The 13,227-nt window shown below is 60.4% G+C and carries 16 protein-coding genes; 13 read left to right on the forward strand and 3 right to left on the reverse strand.

Annotated elements, in window-relative coordinates:
* Nucleotides 1–109 precede the first annotated feature (109 nt).
* Nucleotides 110–583, forward strand: coding sequence for a GNAT family N-acetyltransferase (locus ACFWXH_RS12060; protein WP_379120427.1), 474 nt, complete (start codon nt 110–112; stop codon nt 581–583).
* Between the two features lie 32 nt (nt 584–615).
* Here ACFWXH_RS12060 and ACFWXH_RS12065 read toward each other — a convergent pair whose 3' ends face one another.
* Nucleotides 616–750, reverse strand: a complete 135-nt coding sequence (locus ACFWXH_RS12065; protein WP_275448200.1) for a hypothetical protein — start codon at nt 748–750, stop codon at nt 616–618.
* A 190-nt stretch (nt 751–940) separates the two neighbouring features.
* Between ACFWXH_RS12065 and coaD the strand changes: the two genes are divergently transcribed.
* From coaD to queA, 5 genes are all read left to right on the forward strand, one after another.
* On the forward strand, nt 941–1,441 hold the full coding sequence (coaD, locus tag ACFWXH_RS12070) for a pantetheine-phosphate adenylyltransferase (protein ID WP_379120430.1): 501 nt from the start codon (nt 941–943) through the stop codon (nt 1,439–1,441).
* A gap of 32 nt (nt 1,442–1,473) precedes the next feature.
* A complete protein-coding gene (locus tag ACFWXH_RS12075; protein ID WP_379120432.1) occupies nt 1,474–2,061 on the forward strand; it encodes a peptidylprolyl isomerase in 588 nt (195 codons plus the stop codon).
* A gap of 23 nt (nt 2,062–2,084) precedes the next feature.
* On the forward strand, nt 2,085–2,600 hold the full coding sequence (locus ACFWXH_RS12080) for a peptidylprolyl isomerase (protein WP_054311093.1): 516 nt from the start codon (nt 2,085–2,087) through the stop codon (nt 2,598–2,600).
* Between the two features lie 5 nt (nt 2,601–2,605).
* Nucleotides 2,606–3,055 (forward strand): DMT family transporter, encoded by a 450-nt coding sequence (locus tag ACFWXH_RS12085; RefSeq protein WP_054311092.1) that lies wholly within the window; start codon nt 2,606–2,608, stop codon nt 3,053–3,055.
* 64 nt (nt 3,056–3,119) lie between these two features.
* Nucleotides 3,120–4,190 carry a tRNA preQ1(34) S-adenosylmethionine ribosyltransferase-isomerase QueA gene (gene queA, locus ACFWXH_RS12090; protein WP_379120434.1) on the forward strand — a complete coding sequence of 357 codons (1,071 nt, stop codon included), beginning with the start codon at nt 3,120–3,122 and terminating at the stop codon, nt 4,188–4,190.
* A 190-nt stretch (nt 4,191–4,380) separates the two neighbouring features.
* Here queA and ACFWXH_RS12095 read toward each other — a convergent pair whose 3' ends face one another.
* The gene (locus ACFWXH_RS12095) at nt 4,381–4,779 is read right to left on the reverse strand and encodes a GFA family protein (RefSeq protein WP_379120932.1); all 399 of its coding nucleotides are present in this window, start codon (nt 4,777–4,779) and stop codon (nt 4,381–4,383) included.
* 113 nt (nt 4,780–4,892) lie between these two features.
* On the opposite strand from ACFWXH_RS12095, the gene tgt reads away from it, so the two are divergent.
* Nucleotides 4,893–6,023, forward strand: coding sequence for a tRNA guanosine(34) transglycosylase Tgt (gene tgt, locus ACFWXH_RS12100; protein WP_379120436.1), 1,131 nt, complete (start codon nt 4,893–4,895; stop codon nt 6,021–6,023).
* Between the two features lie 16 nt (nt 6,024–6,039).
* Here tgt and ACFWXH_RS12105 read toward each other — a convergent pair whose 3' ends face one another.
* Entirely contained in the window at nt 6,040–7,257 is a 1,218-nt protein-coding gene (locus ACFWXH_RS12105; protein WP_379120438.1) for a serine hydrolase domain-containing protein, read from the reverse strand.
* Nucleotides 7,258–7,547: 290 nt separating this feature from the next.
* On the opposite strand from ACFWXH_RS12105, the gene ACFWXH_RS12110 reads away from it, so the two are divergent.
* The 6 genes from ACFWXH_RS12110 (at nt 7,548) to ACFWXH_RS12135 (ending at nt 13,205) form a co-directional block, all read left to right on the forward strand.
* Complete coding sequence (locus ACFWXH_RS12110; protein ID WP_054311233.1) at nt 7,548–7,784, forward strand: Lrp/AsnC family transcriptional regulator; 237 nt, start codon at nt 7,548–7,550, stop codon at nt 7,782–7,784.
* Between the two features lie 169 nt (nt 7,785–7,953).
* The gene (locus tag ACFWXH_RS12115; protein WP_379120440.1) at nt 7,954–9,366 is read left to right on the forward strand and encodes a circularly permuted type 2 ATP-grasp protein; all 1,413 of its coding nucleotides are present in this window, start codon (nt 7,954–7,956) and stop codon (nt 9,364–9,366) included.
* Between the two features lie 101 nt (nt 9,367–9,467).
* On the forward strand, nt 9,468–9,794 hold the full coding sequence (locus ACFWXH_RS12120; RefSeq protein WP_379120442.1) for a four helix bundle protein: 327 nt from the start codon (nt 9,468–9,470) through the stop codon (nt 9,792–9,794).
* Nucleotides 9,795–9,870: 76 nt separating this feature from the next.
* Nucleotides 9,871–10,812 carry an alpha-E domain-containing protein gene (locus ACFWXH_RS12125; protein WP_379120444.1) on the forward strand — a complete coding sequence of 314 codons (942 nt, stop codon included), beginning with the start codon at nt 9,871–9,873 and terminating at the stop codon, nt 10,810–10,812.
* Nucleotides 10,813–10,890: 78 nt separating this feature from the next.
* Nucleotides 10,891–11,688, forward strand: a complete 798-nt coding sequence (locus ACFWXH_RS12130) for a transglutaminase domain-containing protein (protein WP_379120446.1) — start codon at nt 10,891–10,893, stop codon at nt 11,686–11,688.
* A gap of 104 nt (nt 11,689–11,792) precedes the next feature.
* On the forward strand, nt 11,793–13,205 hold the full coding sequence (locus ACFWXH_RS12135) for a pyridoxal phosphate-dependent decarboxylase family protein (RefSeq protein WP_379120448.1): 1,413 nt from the start codon (nt 11,793–11,795) through the stop codon (nt 13,203–13,205).
* Nucleotides 13,206–13,227 lie beyond the last annotated feature (22 nt).

Genomic DNA, 13,227 nt, shown 5'->3' on the forward strand with positions numbered 1-13,227 from the left:
ATATTCCCGGCATGTTCCATCGAGTGCGCTTCAACTGGTGCATTGGGCCGAGTGCAGTCAGGGTTATGATGCCGGACGGTCAGTGGTGGCAGTCAGTTTGGAAGCCGAGATGGTGCAGGAACATAGCAAGTTGCGGCGTGCGACTGGGTCGGATCTGAGAGCGATCGTTGCACTGACTGAACAAGCTTATGCGCCATACACGCAGATGCTGGATGCGCCGCCTGTTCCTGTTACCGAGGACTACGCGCCACGTATCGAGGCTGGCGAGGTCTGGCTGCTGGAACTCTCGGGTACGTTGGCGGGGCTGATCGTTCTCGAACGACACAGTGACCACATCTGGATCTTTTCCGTAGCCGTAGCGCCCGAGTTCCAAGGGAAGAAACTCGGCATTCGGTTGCTCGACTGGGCCGAGGAAAAGGCGGGTGAAGCAGGGGTCGATCTGGTCAAGCTCTACACGAACGCCAGGATGGAGCGGAATATCGCGCTATATTCGGCATATGGCTATCGGGAAACCGGCAGGCGGGCCAATCCGAAACGTCCGGGCTGGACCGTGGTGGACATGGAAAAGCAACTAGCCGGCTGACGCCGACGAGCCGGGCTTTTCGAAGCCTCGATCTACCGGTGCTTGCCGAAACGATGGCGGCGATCGAGATCGTCGAGACGCACGCGCTCGGCTTCCTGATGCAGCCCGAAAACGGTCGCGATCAGCATGGCTACGGTCATTGCGGTGGCGAGCATGAGGATCATCATGGCTTAATCTCCTGTTCCTTGAAACGAGCAGAAGGTGAATTGGTTTCACCGCGCATGATCATCTGTACGTGAACAGACTTTAACCGTGTGTGATCGTGCCGTTCATCTGCCGTTCATGGTTGACGAAGGGTTCACGGCGCGCTCCGGCAGCCATTTGCGTTCCGGCCCGGTGCCCGCTAGAAGCAGCATCATGACCGAACGCATCGCCCTCTATGCCGGCTCCTTCGACCCACTGACCAACGGCCATCTCGATGTGCTGAAGGCCTCGCTGACGATTGCGGACACGGTCTATGCCGCTATCGGCATCCAGGCATCAAAGACGCCGCTGTTTTCCTTCGAGGAGCGTTCCGAACTGATCGAAAAGGCTGCCGCAGCCGAATTCGGCAACGAAGCCAGGCGTATTCGTGTCGTCTCCTTCGCTGGCCTTGTGATCGACGCGGCACGCAAGCATGGCGCCTCGATCATGATCCGTGGCCTGCGCGATGGCACCGATCTCGACTACGAGATGCAGATGGCCGGCATGAATGAGACCATGGCGCCCGAGTTGCAGACCGTTTTCCTGCCGGCGAGCCCTTCGGTGCGCACGATTACGGCCACATTGGTCCGCCAGATAGCCTCGATGGGTGGCGACATCCGCCCGTTCGTTCCCGTTGCCGTTGCCGGCGCGCTCAAAGCCAAATTCGCGAAATAGGTCCTGACCCTAGATATTTCGGAGATCATTCCATGCAGCTCAAGAAGCTCGCCGCCTTCCTCGTCGTGCTTGCCGGCCTGTTCGGCGGCGCGTCGCAGGCTTTCGCCGCAGAGCCAGAAAACACCATGATCATCACGCTGAAGGACGGCGACGTGGTCGTTGCCCTTCGGCCCGATCTTGCGCCCAAGCATGTCGCCCAGATCAAGAAGCTGGTGCGCGAAGGCGCCTACGACAACGTTGCCTTCCACCGCGTCATCGACGGCTTCATGGCCCAGACCGGCGATGTGCAGTACGGCAACATGAAAAAGGGCTTCGACGCCAGCCTCGCCGGCACCGGCGGCTCGAAGGAACCCGACTTGCCTGCCGAGTTCTCCAAGGAGAAATACGCGCGCGGCGTCGTGGGCATGGCGCGGTCGCAGGATCCGAATTCGGCGAATTCGCAGTTCTTCATCATGTTCGCGCCTGCGCCGTCGTTGAATGGCCAGTACACCATTGTCGGCAATGTCGAGAAGGGCATGGAACTCGTCGACAAGATCAAGAAGGGCGACGATGCCAACAACGGTTCGGTCTCCGATCCAGACCGCATGGTCAAGGTTCGCATCGCCGCCGACAAGAACTGAGTTTTATCAGAAGGATATCCAAAATGGCTGAAATCAAGGATCGCGAAAACGCGCTCATCATGGAAACGACCAAAGGCAAGGTCGTCATCGAACTGTTCCCGGATCTCGCCCCCGGCCATGTCGGCCGTATCAAGGAACTTGCACGCGAAGGCGCCTATGATGGCGTTGTTTTCCATCGCGTCATCGATGGCTTCATGGCCCAGACCGGAGACGTCAAGTTCGGCAAGTCGGATGGCAAGGATTTCAATCCGTCGCGTGCAGGCATGGGTGGTTCCGACAAGCCGGATCTGAAGGCGGAGTTCTCCAACGTCAACCATGCTCGCGGCACCTGCTCGATGGCGCGCGCGCAGAACCCGAATTCGGCGAATTCGCAGTTCTTCATCTGCTTCGAGGACGCCGGCTTCCTCAATCGCCAGTACACGGTCTGGGGCCAGGTCATCGAAGGCATGGAAAATGTCGACAAGATCAAGCGTGGCGAGCCGGTGCAGGATCCGGACAAGATCGTCTCGCTGAAAGTCGCTGCGGACGTGCCGGCGTAAACATCATGGCTGGCGTTCTCTGGTCGCTACTCGGCGTCCTGGCGGGCGCCTTCATCGCCATCCAGGCTCCCATCAATGCCCAGCTCGCTCGCGGGCTGGGTGTGCCTGTTGCCGCTGCCGCGATCTCGTTCCTGGCCGGCGCGATCGTGCTTGGCATCGTCACGTTCTTCACCACGCGCGGACAAGGCATCGCCATAGACTGGCGCGCGCCGGCGCCGTGGCTCTTTGTGGCCGGTGGCGTGCTCGGCGGTGTTTATGTCACGAGCTCGGTGCTTCTGACGCCAAGGATCGGCGCCGCCGCGCTGATGGCCTTCCTCGTCGCTGGTCAGCTGCTGGCGGGCATGCTGGTCGACCGCATCGGCTTCCTCGGCGTGGCTGTGCGTGAAATTTCGATGGGCCGCATCGTCGGGGCAGCCCTGCTTCTGGTCGGCGCGCTGATGATCCGGCTCTACTGACCGACAGCGCTTTGGCCAACAACCATGGTGGCGGATCGATCAAGATCGCGCTATTGCCGCGGCCATGAAAGTGGATTTCTTCGATTTCGACCTGCCGGAGGAGCGTATTGCGCTTCGTCCTGCTGAACCGCGCGATACCGCACGGCTGCTGGTGGTGCGGCCAGGCGAGGAGCTTGCTGACAAGGGGGTAGGCGACCTGCCATCGCTGCTCGATCCCGGCGATGTTCTGGTCTTCAACGACACCAAGGTCATTCCCGCGCAACTGCGCGGTATTCGCCGGCGTGGCGAAGCCTCCGCCCAGGTGGAGGCGACGCTGCACATGCGCACCGGTTCCGACCGTTGGCTGGCCTTCATGCGCCCAGGCAAACGCATCGCGGAAGGTGACCGCATCCATTTCGGCCATGACGGCAATTCCTGCTTCCTCGGCCGGCTCGACGCCACGGTTCTGGAAAAGCGTGATGGCGGCGAGGTGCTGCTCGGCTTTGATCTCTCAGGCGCGTTCCTGGATGAAGCGTTGCATACGGTCGGCCATATTCCGCTGCCGCCCTATATCGCCTCCAAACGCGACGACGATGCGCGTGACCTTTCCGATTACCAGACCATCTATGCGCGCGAAGAGGGAGCGGTCGCTGCCCCGACGGCTGGCCTGCATTTCACGCCCAATTTGTTCGCGGCGTTGGATGCCAGGGGCATCGAGCGACAGTTCGTGACCCTGCATGTCGGAGCCGGTACCTTTCTGCCCGTTAAGGCCGATGATACCGCAGACCACAAGATGCATGCCGAAACCGGCTACGTGTCGCAGCAAGTCGCCGAAGCGTTGAATGCAGCCAAGGCGCGCGGCAACCGCATTGTTTGTGTTGGCACGACGTCATTGCGACTTCTGGAAAGTGCCGTGCGCGACGACGGGACCTTGGCCGCGTGGTCCGGCGCCACCGATATTTTCATCACGCCAGGCTATCGCTTCCGCACCGCCGATGCGTTGATGACGAATTTCCATCTGCCGCGTTCGACGCTGTTCATGCTGGTTTCGGCCTTTGCCGGACTGGACACCATGCGTGCAGCCTATCGGCATGCCATCGAGACGGATTATCGGTTTTATTCCTACGGCGACGGCAGCCTGCTGTTTCGGATGTAGCGATTCTCGGAGGTCGGCATCTAAGCGCCCCACGCTTAGGGTGCTGCGGAAGCAACGCACGCCTTGTCCCGCGATCGTGGTGCCACCATGGCCGAAATTCATGCGCGGCTGCATCCGCTACCGGCAATTGCTTGCAGAGCAAGCGGCTGCGCACAGTCCACGACGAGGAATTCGGCCAATAGCGACTGCGCTAAAACCAATAATCGACAACGCAGCGGCCGTCGCGGGGCAGGTCGGTGAAAGTGTTCAGGCCGTCGAAATGGTCGATCGGCAAGGCGGCCACGGTTTTCGGTTCGGAAAGCCGCACGTTGACGGCCATGCGCCTGCGGCCTTTCTTATCCAGATGCGCGCCGCGCCACCACGCCACGTTACCGCAGTTCGGGCAGAAATGGAACGTGAGAGCGCCATCACTGTCGTTGCGCGCATAGGCACGGCTCTCGCCGGAAACCTCGATTTCTTCGCCTTCGTAGCCATAGATCCACAACACGCCATAGCGGCGGCAGGCTGTGCAATTGCAGGCCGTCGCCCCGTCCGGAGTTCCGTTGAACTGCCAGCGCACGGCGCCGCAGTGGCATGCACCTTCGAACATCGGCATTGGATCGTCTCGCGGTTCGCAGTTTCACAAGCTAGGCGCGTGAGCCGGACCGGACAAGGATTTCATCCCCGATTGTCTTGCGTCGCGGCGGGAGCTAAAGGCAGCGCATGATCGAGAATTTTTCCTTTTCCCTACTCGCTACGGACGGCAAGGCACGGCGCGGCGAAATCTCCATGCCGCGCGGCAGGATCCGTACGCCAGCCTTCATGCCGGTGGGCACTGGCGGCACGGTCAAGGCGATGTATATGGACCAAGTGCGCGGCGTCGGTGCCGACATCATCCTGGGCAACACATATCATTTGATGCTGCGGCCAGGCGCGGAGCGTGTGGCGCGGTTGGGCGGTCTGCACGAATTCGCGCGCTGGCGGCATCCGATCCTGACCGACTCCGGCGGTTTCCAGGTAATGTCACTGTCGAAGCTTAGGAAACTCACCGAACAGGGCGTCACCTTTCGCTCGCATATCGACGGCTCGCCCCATGAGATGTCACCGGAGCGTTCGATCGAAATCCAGGGGTTGCTCGATTCCGATATCCAGATGCAGCTCGATGAGTGCACGGCGCTGCCGGCCGATGCCAAAGAGATCGAGCGGGCGATGGAACTGTCGCTGCGCTGGGCAGAGCGCTGCAAGACCGCCTTCGGCAATCAGCCCGGCAAAGCGATGTTCGGCATCGTACAAGGCGGCGACATCGCGCCGCTGCGCGTGCGCTCGGCGCAGGCGCTGTCGGCCATGGATCTCAAAGGCTACGCGGTCGGCGGACTTGCGGTGGGCGAACCGCAGGCGGTGATGCTGGACATGCTCGACATCACATGCCCGGAATTGCCGGTCGACAAACCGCGCTACCTGATGGGGGTCGGTACGCCGGATGACATCCTGAAATCGGTGGCGCGCGGCATCGACATGTTCGACTGCGTGATGCCGACCCGGGCAGGGCGCCATGGGCTTGCCTATACCAGGCGCGGCAAGATCAACCTGCGCAATGCGCGTCACGCCGACGACCCGCGGCCGCTGGACGAAGAGAGCGACTGCCCGGCCGCGCGCGACTATTCGCGGGCCTATCTGCATCATCTGGTGCGCTCGCAGGAAGCGTTGGGCGCCATGCTGCTGACCTGGAACAATCTCTCCTATTACCAGAAGCTGATGCAGGACATTCGCGACGCGATCGAGGCCGGTCAGTTCGAGGATCGTGCTGCCGTGATCACCGAAGGATGGGCGAGGGGCGATCTGCCGCCTTGCTGAAGCTCGCCCGTCGCCGTCATAGCGCGTCGGCGATCGCCTGAAATGCGTCTATCGTTTCGTATTCCATGACATTGCCGCTGTTGTTGTAGTCGGCATAGGCCGAGGTCTTGGCAATCACCACCTTGCGCGCCGGGTTCACATAGATGAACTGGCCATAGATGCCTATTGCGGTGAAGTCGCCCTGCGGCTTGCCGGGTATCCACCATTGGTAACCATAGCCGAACGGAATGCCGGCGGCAGGGTCTTCGCGGCCAGGCATGAGATGTGGTGCGTCCGGCGTCACCGAGGCGTGAACCCAGTCGGCGGGTACGATCTGCTCGCCCTTCCAGTTGCGGCCTTCATTGAGATAAAGCAGGCCGAAGCGAGCGTAATCGCGCAACACGGCATTCAAGCCGCCCGCGGCCAGCGTTTCCTTCTTCTGGTCGATCAGCCAATAGGCGTCGGCTTCGGGGCCGAGCCTGGACCACAGCCTTTCCTTGAAATAGTCGGGCAGGGATTTTCCGGTCGCACCTTCGAGAACCATGCCGAGCACCTGGGTATCGGCCGAGACGTAGCGGTTTAAGGTGCCCTGCGGCCGCTCGTTTTTGAGATGCGCCGTGAACTCGTTGACCGAACCGGTCAGGATCTGGATGATGTAGCGCACGATGTCGGAGTTGAGGTCGCCATAGTCCTCGTTGAAGCCGATGCCGGACGACATCTGCAGCACGTTCTTGACGGTGACGCCTTTGTAGCCTCCTTCGGCCAATGTCGGCGCGTACTTCTCGACGGGGTCATCCAGCTTGATCAGCCTGTCGGCGACGGCGTTGCCGACAAGGAAGGAAACGGTCGACTTGGAGACCGACATGGCGATCGATTGCGTCTCGGCGCTGTTGCCGCGTCTGTATTCCTCATGAACGATCTTGCCATCCTTGATCACCAGCAGGCCAGTGGTCTGCGTCTTTTCGATCCAGTCGGAGATCCTGCGCGTTCCGCCGCGGGAGACATAGGTTTCAGGCAGTGGCCGCTCCGCCCGCTGAAGTTCGCTTACCTCCGGACCGTGTTCGACCCGAACAGAGGGATAAACCTTGTAAAGCGAGCGGAAATTCTCATCGATGACGTCCGGTTTGAACGCGTTCGCGTAAGTGTAGACGGCGTGCAGTTCTTTGATCTTCTGACGGAAGACGAAGCCGCCGACCAGCGCGACGGCAACAAGCAGAAGAACGACGCGCAGCGCCCATCGCCAGAATGTCCGCATGAAGTTCTCCCTTAGCGCATGACCCCGAAAATCGGAATCGATTTTCGGAAAGGATCATGCGCCAAATCAAAGTGTCAGAGCGTCCTTTGCGCGTCCAAATGGACGCGCGGCGCTCTGGTGCCGGAACTGCATCGGTTCCGATCGAATTGGGATGAAGTTGAAGCGGTGGCTGTCCAGCCTGTCAATGTGCCGCAACGGCAGGTGGGGGTTCTTCATCCCTGTCGGAAATCGGCTTGAATGCGCTGGGCACGTCTGCCAAAACGGATGCGAAACAGAAGGAAGGCCGGCCCGTGAAGACGTTTTTCGTGCAGTTCAAATGCGAACTCGGCAAGGCCTATGAAGTGGCGGCCGCGCTCGCCGACGCCGAGCTCGCTTCCGAGATCTATTCGACCGCCGGCCACTACGACCTGCTCGCGAAGTTCTACATCGACGACGACCAGGACATCGGCCATTTCGTCAACGAGAAAGTGCAGATCATTCCGGGTATCTCCGACACTTTCACGACGGTGACGTTCCGGGCATTTTAGACAGCGGTAAAGTGCACGCCAAATAAGCACGCGCTGCCTGGGAAGCTGTTTTGCCGCCTGACAATCGGGCAATCGTGAAGGCAAAGCAGTTGTAACGATGCAAATCGCCGATTGCGCTTGATTTTCTTCTCCGACGCCAGTTGAAATGGCGTCAGAGGGGAGTACGCGTTTGGCAGCTTTCGATGAGATGCTTCCGGAAACCACCGGGCTGAGAAGACCATACTCGGCATATGATCGCTGGCTGAAAGAACAGGACCCAGGCAGACTGACCCAAAAGATGGAGGATGCCGAGCGCGTCTTCCGGAAAACAGGTATCACCTTCGCCGTCTATGGCGAACAGGAGGCGTCCGAACGCCTCATTCCCTTCGACATCGTACCGCGCATCATCTCGGGTCAGGAATGGCGCCGTCTGGCGCTGGGCATCGAACAGCGGGTGCAAGCGCTCAATGCATTCCTGGACGACATCTACCACCGCCAGGAAATCCTGCGGGCGGGACGCGTTCCAAAACAGTTGATCGCTGCCAATGAGGCCTTTCTGCCGGAAATGATCGGCGTGCGGCCTCCAGCCGGCGTCTACACGCACATCATCGGCGTCGACATCGTGCGCATCAGCGAAAACGAATTCTATGTGCTGGAGGACAATGCACGCACGCCATCAGGCGTTTCATACATGCTCGAGAACCGCGAGACGATGATGCAGCTCTTTCCCGAGCTGTTCCAGCAGATCAAGGTCCGACCCGTCGAGAACTATCCGGCGCTGCTCAGACAGTCCCTGGCTGCCGTCAAGCCGAAGGGCGTGGAAGGAACGCCCACCATCGCGGTGCTGACGCCGGGCATCTACAATTCGGCTTACTATGAACATGCTTTCCTGGCCGACCAGATGGGTGTGCAACTGGTCGAAGGGCAAGATCTGCGCGTCGTCGACGGTCATGTCGCGATGCGCACCACCGAAGGTTACAAGCAGATCGACGTGCTCTATCGCCGCGTCGACGATGCTTTCCTGGACCCGCTGACCTTCCGCCCGGATTCGGCACTTGGCGTGCCGGGCATCATGGACGTCTACCGCGCCGGCAACATCACCATTGCCAATGCGCCGGGCACCGGCATTTCCGACGACAAGGCGATCTATTCCTACATGCCGGAAATCGTCGAGTTCTACACCGGCCGCAAGCCGATCCTCGGCAACATCCCGACCTGGCGCTGCTCCGAGCCGGACAGCCTCAAATATGTGCAGGAGCACCTTTCTGAACTGGTGATCAAGGAGGTGCACGGATCGGGCGGCTACGGCATGCTGGTCGGCCCGGCCGCAACCAAGAAGGAATGCGAGGAGTTCGCCAAGAAACTCGCAGCCAAACCTGCCAACTACATCGCCCAGCCGACGCTTGCGCTCTCCACTTGCCCCATCATGACCGAGAAAGGCCTGGCGCCGCGCCACGTCGATCTCAGGCCCTACGTGCTGGTTTCCGATCGCATCCAGCTGGTACCCGGTGGTCTGACGCGCGTGGCGCTGAAGGAAGGCTCGCTGGTGGTCAATTCCTCTCAAGGGGGAGGCACAAAAGACACATGGGTGTTGGATGATTGAGGGCAAATAGGGAGTAGTGATTGGTGAGTAGTGAGGTAGTGAAGGAGATGGAGAGGCCGAAGGTCCGTTCATACCGTGACCTACTCGTCTGGAAGGCGGCAATGGATCTTGCCGTCGACTGCTACGCAGCAACGAAATCTTTCCCTACCAGCGAAATTTATGGAATGGCCTCTCAGATTAGGAGATCTTCAGCTTCAATAGCCGCCAATATTGCTGAAGGGTATGGGAGGGAACAGACTGGGTCCTTCATTCAATTTCTTCGAGTGCCGCAGGGCTCTCTCAAAGAGCTGGAAACTCACGCGATATTGTCTGGACGGGTTGGTTTGCTGACCGACGAAATGGTCGCGGTATTACTCGGCAAATCAGATGACCTGGGCAAGATGCTGCATGCAATGATCCGAAGCCTGCAACGAAAGGCTGAAGAATGATTGGGCATTCTCCACCACTGCCTACTCACTACTCACTACTCCCTATTCGCTACTCCCTCGTCTGCGGAGCAGACTGATGCTTCTCGGACGCACCGCTAACGGCCTTTACTGGATGAACCGCTATATCGAGCGGGCGGAGAATATGGCGCGGCTGGTCGATGCCGGGCTTCGCATGGCGCTGACGCGTACGCAGGATGCCTCGGAAGAATGGCACTCGGTGGTGATCAGCGCCGGTTCCGACGTAGCTTTCACGCAGAAATATTCGGAATTCACTGCAACGAACGTCGCCGACTTCCTGTTGCGAGACACGTCGAACCCGTCCAGCGTCATGTCGTCGATCGAGACGGCGCGCCACAACGCGCGCATGGTGCGTACCGCGTTGACGCGAGAGACCTGGGAAAGCACCAACGAGGCCTGGATGGCGTTGAAGCGGATGCTTGCCCGGCCGATCGACCAGCGTGAGCTGCCTTCAGTGCTCGATGCCGTCAAGCGTGAGACGGCTCTGATCCGTGGCTCCCTCTTCGGAACGCAACTGCGCAACGAGATCTTCGATTTCGCACAGCTCGGCACCTATCTCGAGCGCGCCGACAACACCGCGCGCATCCTCGATGTGAAATACTACGTGCTGTTGCCGTCGATCTCTTGGGTCGGCTCGACACTGGACAACTATCAGTGGGAATCGATCCTGCGCTCGGTATCGGCGCATCGTTCCTATCGCTGGGTCTACGAAGCTGAATACAAGCCGACGAACATCGCCGACTATCTGATCGTCAATGCGCGCATGCCGCGTTCGCTGACCTTCTGCTATCGGTTCATCCTGGAGCACCTGAATTTCCTGTGCGGCGACTACGGCGAGCGCCACGCGAGCCATGCGACCGCCGAGCGAATTCATGCGATGCTGAAGGTTGGCTCGATCAAGGATGTCTTCGACGTTGGTCTGCACGAATTCCTTGGCAATTTCATCACCGAGAACACGCGGCTGGGCGACCAGATCGCCGAAGATTACCGGTTCTATTAGGGCGAGCAGGGGATGGAATCCCGCCATTCCAGTTCGTTCTGACATGAATCTCAACACGCCCTAGTCGGTTCCATCGCCATGCGTCTCAAGATTTCCCATCGGACCGAATACAGCTACGACGCCCCGGTCAGCTATGCGCTGCAGCGCCTGAGGCTGGTGCCGGGTTCGGGACCGACACAGACCGTCCAATCGTGGGCGCTGCAGATCGAAGGCGCCAGGGAGGAAGTGCATTTCCGCGACCAGTTCGCCAACGACACACGGCTTGTCAGTGTCGAAGGCGCGCCGCATGTCATTGCCATCGAGGCAAGTGGTGAAGTGGAGACGATCGACAAGTCTGGTGTCCACGGCCCCCATCAAGGCTTCGCGCCGCTCTGGCTGTTTCTGCGCGAAACGCCGTTGACGGTGGCTGGCAAAGGCATTCGCGGTCTCGTCGAGGAGATCGGAGAGGGCACCGAGATCGAGAGGTTGCACGGGTTGATGGCGTTGGTGCGCGACCGGATCAGCTACCAACCGGGCAGCACCAGCGCCGAAACGCTGGCCGAGGAAGCGCTCAGCCTCGGTACCGGTGTATGCCAGGACCATAGCCATGTGTTTATTTCAGCGGCGCGGCTGCTCGGCCTGCCGGCGCGTTACATCAGCGGTTACCTGATGATGGACGGCGTTTCAGAACAGGTGGCGAGCCATGCCTGGGCCGAAGCGTATGTCGCAGGACTGGGATGGGTGTCCTTCGACGCCGCCAACGGCATTTCGCCGGACGAACGTTATGTGCGGGTCGCGACCGGCCGCGACTATCGCGACGCCATGCCGGTTTCCGGCATTCGTCTGGGCCAAGGCCGCGAGCAACTCGCCGTTTCGATCACGGTCGTGCAACAGTAGCCTCGACGGCGACGGCAATCGCTGCCGGCCGGCCTTGTGCACGATTGCCCAACACCATAATGCACATGTTAATCGTATCGGGCCGGGCTCAAGGAGGAGGCGGTATGGATAGCGAAGAATTCCGCATGTGGTCGCGGCGCGCCGCGGACTGGGGCGCGGACTACCGGGATACGGTGCGGGACAGGCCGGTACGGCCACAGGTGGCGCCAGGGTCGATACTCAAGCAGATCGCGGCATCGCCACCGGAGCAAGCAGAGGCTATGGAGGCGATCTTCGCCGATTTCGAGGCCAAGATCATGCCCGGCATGACGCATTGGCAACATCCGCGTTTCTTCGCGTATTTTCCGGCGAACGCTGCGCGTGTTTCGGTGATCGCCGAATATCTGGTCACGGCGGTCGCTGCGCAATGCATGTTGTGGCAGACCTCACCTGCCGCGACCGAACTTGAAACAAAAATGATCGACTGGCTGCGCCAGGCGCTAGGGCTGCCGGAAGGATTTTCCGGGGTCATCCAGGATTCAGCCTCGTCCGCCACGCTGGCCGCGGTGCTCACCATGCGGGAGCGTGCGCTGGGTTGGGACGGCAACAAAAAGGGGCTGCCAGGGCAGAAGCAACTGCGCGTCTACTGTTCGAGCCAGGTTCACACCTCGATCGATCGCGCGATCTGGGTGGCGGGCATCGGCGACGAAAATCTGGTGCGTGTCCCCACGACCGGATCTCTGCGCTCCATGGATGCAACTGCGCTGGAAGCGGCAATTCGCGCCGACACGGAAGCAGGCTTGCTCCCCGCGGGCATTGTTGCCTGTGTCGGCGGCACCAGCACCGGCGGCACCGACGACATCGCGGCGGTCGCCGAAATCGCGCACCGCCACAATCTCTATCTGCATGTCGACGCGGCCTGGGCGGGCGCCGCGATGATCTGCCCCGAATACCGGTACTTCTGGAAGGGGTCGGAATTGGCCGATTCCATCGTCTTCAATCCGCACAAATGGCTGGGCGCAAGCTTCGACTGTTCGATCCAGTTCGTGCGCGATCCGGAAAGCCACGTGCGCACGCTGGCAATCAAGCCGGAATATCTGAAGACGCATGGTCATGACGGCATCATCAATTATTCCGAATGGACGGTGACGCTGGGCAGGCGGTTTCGCGCGCTGAAATTGTGGTTCCTGATGCGCGCGCATGGCCTGGATGGTCTCCGAACCATGATCCGCAACCATGTTGCCTGGAGCGTTGCGCTGGCGGAACGGCTCTCGACGGAGCCGGATTTCGAGATCGTTACCGAGCCGATGCTGTCGCTGTTTTCCTTCCGTCATCGGGCAGGCGAGGGACGGGACGCGGACGAGCACAATCTAAGGCTGGTCAACGCCATCAACGACGATGGCCGCATCTACCTCACACAGACGCGTGTCGACGACCGGGTCGCGATCCGTTTCCAGGCAGGACAATTCGAGGCGACGCGAGAGGATGTCGAAGCGGCCTTCGATGTGATTGTCGAGATCGCGCGCGGTCTTCCATAGAGAGGTCGCCGAAACAACGGGA

The organism is Mesorhizobium sp. NPDC059054, from assembly GCF_042739215.1.
GTDB lineage: Bacteria > Pseudomonadota > Alphaproteobacteria > Rhizobiales > Rhizobiaceae > Mesorhizobium.

Coding starts and splice junctions, on each gene's coding strand:
- ACFWXH_RS12060 (WP_379120427.1), top strand. CDS start 110: ATGGTGCAGGAACATAGCAAGTTGCGGCGTGCGACTGGGTCGGATCTG.
- ACFWXH_RS12065 (WP_275448200.1), bottom strand. CDS start 750: ATGATGATCCTCATGCTCGCCACCGCAATGACCGTAGCCATGCTGATC.
- coaD (WP_379120430.1), top strand. CDS start 941: ATGACCGAACGCATCGCCCTCTATGCCGGCTCCTTCGACCCACTGACC.
- ACFWXH_RS12075 (WP_379120432.1), top strand. CDS start 1,474: ATGCAGCTCAAGAAGCTCGCCGCCTTCCTCGTCGTGCTTGCCGGCCTG.
- ACFWXH_RS12080 (WP_054311093.1), top strand. CDS start 2,085: ATGGCTGAAATCAAGGATCGCGAAAACGCGCTCATCATGGAAACGACC.
- ACFWXH_RS12085 (WP_054311092.1), top strand. CDS start 2,606: ATGGCTGGCGTTCTCTGGTCGCTACTCGGCGTCCTGGCGGGCGCCTTC.
- queA (WP_379120434.1), top strand. CDS start 3,120: ATGAAAGTGGATTTCTTCGATTTCGACCTGCCGGAGGAGCGTATTGCG.
- ACFWXH_RS12095 (WP_379120932.1), bottom strand. CDS start 4,779: ATGTTCGAAGGTGCATGCCACTGCGGCGCCGTGCGCTGGCAGTTCAAC.
- tgt (WP_379120436.1), top strand. CDS start 4,893: ATGATCGAGAATTTTTCCTTTTCCCTACTCGCTACGGACGGCAAGGCA.
- ACFWXH_RS12105 (WP_379120438.1), bottom strand. CDS start 7,257: ATGCGGACATTCTGGCGATGGGCGCTGCGCGTCGTTCTTCTGCTTGTT.
- ACFWXH_RS12120 (WP_379120442.1), top strand. CDS start 9,468: ATGGATCTTGCCGTCGACTGCTACGCAGCAACGAAATCTTTCCCTACC.
- ACFWXH_RS12125 (WP_379120444.1), top strand. CDS start 9,871: ATGCTTCTCGGACGCACCGCTAACGGCCTTTACTGGATGAACCGCTAT.
- ACFWXH_RS12130 (WP_379120446.1), top strand. CDS start 10,891: ATGCGTCTCAAGATTTCCCATCGGACCGAATACAGCTACGACGCCCCG.
- ACFWXH_RS12135 (WP_379120448.1), top strand. CDS start 11,793: ATGGATAGCGAAGAATTCCGCATGTGGTCGCGGCGCGCCGCGGACTGG.